Annotated in this window: 3 protein-coding genes; 1 reads left to right on the forward strand and 2 read right to left on the reverse strand. The window is 39.1% G+C overall.

Annotated features, from left to right (window positions below; translation table 11 throughout):
- Positions 1-186 precede the first annotated feature (186 nt).
- The gene (gene pdxT, locus AC1DUW_RS24950) at positions 187-786 is read right to left on the reverse strand and encodes a pyridoxal 5'-phosphate synthase glutaminase subunit PdxT (protein ID WP_053346360.1); all 600 of its coding nucleotides are present in this window, start codon (positions 784-786) and stop codon (positions 187-189) included.
- Position 787: 1 nt separating this feature from the next.
- On the reverse strand, positions 788-1699 hold the full coding sequence (pdxS, locus tag AC1DUW_RS24955; RefSeq protein ID WP_477643733.1) for a pyridoxal 5'-phosphate synthase lyase subunit PdxS: 912 nt from the start codon (positions 1697-1699) through the stop codon (positions 788-790).
- 109 nt (positions 1700-1808) lie between these two features.
- On the opposite strand from pdxS, the gene pdxR reads away from it, so the two are divergent.
- On the forward strand, positions 1809-2832 hold a 1024-nt coding region (pdxR, locus tag AC1DUW_RS24960), incomplete at its 3' end, for a MocR-like pyridoxine biosynthesis transcription factor PdxR (protein ID WP_477643734.1).

A 2832-nucleotide genomic window follows, 5' to 3' on the forward strand; every position in this document is an offset into this window, starting at 1 on the left:
AGATGGCCAATTGGACATGGCAAGGTCCAAAAATGGCCTAACAGAGTGGGCTCGTAGAGCCCCAATATCTTAACCTTGGACCAAAATTCAAAGGGAATTTCAAAAGGGGTTCGGAATTTTATAATTCCGAACCCCTTTTGTCTACAAACTGAGCTGCCCTATTAAAATAGGACAGCTCATTAATATTTAGCACATTTTTACTTCAACTTTACTGATAGATTCTTTCACCATTTCGATGAAGAGTTGTATAAAACGATTGTCCCCTGTTAATTCTGGATGAAAAGCACTAACCAGGACATGTTCTTGTCTCGCAGCAACAACATGATCTTCATAAAGAGCTAATACCTCTACGTCTTCACCAATTTCTTCCGCAAATGGTGCCCGGATGAAGACAGTTGTAAATGGTTCTTCCATTCCTTTGATCGAGAGTTGTGCTTCAAAACTATCCCGCTGACGTCCAAATCCGTTCCTTTTCACGGAAATGTCCATTAATCCAAGATAAGCCTCTTCATCCCCAGTCAATTTCTTTGCGGCCAATACCATTCCCGCACATGTACCGAAGACAGGTTTTTTTAGTTCAAAAAAGGTTTTGATGGGTTCCATAAATCCGTAACGATCCATGAGCTTTCTCATCGTAGTGCTTTCTCCGCCTGGAATAATTAAGCCATCAATTTCTTTTAACTGTTCAGGTTTTTTAACAATTATAGCTTGTTCACCTGCAGCTTTAATTTGATTTAAATGTTCTTCAACAGCACCCTGTAAACCCAAAACACCGATGGTTATCATATTACCAGCCACGTTCCTGCATCCGTTCTGATGGAGCAAGCTTAGAAATATCAATACCTTTCATTGCACTACCTAACTCTTTTGACAGCCGGCCAATCAATTCATAATCAGTATAATATGTAGTCGCTTGAACGATTGCAGTTGCAAATTTTTCAGGATTCTCTGATTTAAATATACCTGAACCCACAAATACGCCATCTGCGCCCAGTTCCATCATCAGTGCTGCATCTGCTGGAGTAGCAATTCCACCTGCTGCAAAGTTAACTACAGGCAATTTACCTGTCCGCTTAATTTCTCTTAGAATCTCATAAGGAGCACCTAAGATTTTTGCTTCTGTCATTAATTCATCGTCACTCATTACGCTCACTTTACGAATTTGGGACAAAACCTTTCTCATATGTCGAACAGCTTCCACAATATTTCCTGTCCCAGGTTCTCCTTTTGTACGAAGCATCGATGCTCCTTCGCCAATCCGGCGTGCAGCTTCGCCTAAGTCACGGCATCCACATACAAAAGGTACTGTGAAATCGCTTTTTAACAAATGATATTCTTCATCAGCAGGCGTCAGCACTTCGCTTTCGTCAATATAATCAACACCCATTGATTCCAGAATCCTTGCTTCAACAATGTGACCAATCCTTGCTTTAGCCATGACCGGAATAGAAACAGCATTCAATACTTCCTCAACGATTCGAGGATCTGCCATTCTTGCTACACCACCAGCTGCACGAATATCGGAAGGTACCCTTTCTAAAGCCATGACAGCAACAGCACCCGCTGCTTCGGCGATTTTTGCTTGTTCTGCATTAATGACGTCCATAATTACGCCACCCTTTTGCATTTGTGCCATTCCTCTTTTTACTGTGTCAGTTCCTAATAATTTTTCCWYTWSYTTYCCCCCTAATATTTGCATTTTTTAGATTTGTTAATTAGTATAAAAAATAGATGACCGYATTGAAAGTRTCAGTTTTCAATAATTTAATGGGTTCAGATACGAATTATTTAAAAAAGGCGGAAGCAAAATGAATATGTTAACTTGTAACTTAAATCGTATGAGTGAAGAACCATTATACGAACAATTATATTCGCATATTAAAAAAGAGATAATTGATGGACGTCTTCTCTTTGGAACGAAGCTGCCATCGAAGCGAAAATTAGCGGAGTTTCTGCAGATTAGTCAAAATACCGTCGAGACTGCCTATGAACAATTAACTGCTGAAGGATACGTTGAAGTTATTCCTAGAAAGGGATACTACATACAAACATTTGAGGATTTAGAGTATACTCAAACTGACAATGTTCCCTTAGAACAGAATGATAATAAAGGAAGGGAATTGCTCTATCATTTTCACCCAAGCCAAATTGATACTGAGAACTTTCCATTTGAAAAATGGCGAAAGTATATTAAAAATAAAATCGATGATTCTCATCAAGACCTTCTTTTACTGGGAGATTCTCAAGGTGAATATGAATTACGTTGTGAAATTGCCCACTATCTATATCATGCTCGTGGAGTCCAATGTGTCCCTGAACAGATTATCATTGGTGCGGGACTGGAAATTTTACTACAGCAGCTTGTTCTTCTTTTTGATAAAACCACCATATACGGAGTCGAAGATCCCGGTTATCACTTGATTTATCGTATTTTACGTAGCTATCCAAATGATGTATATCCATTAGAAGTTGATGAAGAAGGGGTGAAGGTCAACCCTATTGAGCAGTCTTCAATTGATGTAGTTTATGTAACCCCTTCCCATCACTTCCCCTATGGAACGATTCTGTCTGTTAACAGACGTACACGATTGTTGAATTGGGCCCAAGGGGCAGCAAATAGATATATTATCGAAGACGATTATGATAGTGAATTTCGTTATAGTGGAAAAACGATTCCTTCTTTACAAAGTATGGATGTTGGAGAAAAAGTGATTTACTTAGGATCGTTTTCCAAATCATTGATGCCTTCAATTCGTATCAGTTATATGGTTCTTCCAGCTCCGTTGTTACAGAGGTATCAAGAGGAATTATCTTTCTACCATTCAACCGTAT

This window comes from Peribacillus sp. P4_C12 (assembly GCF_056402095.1).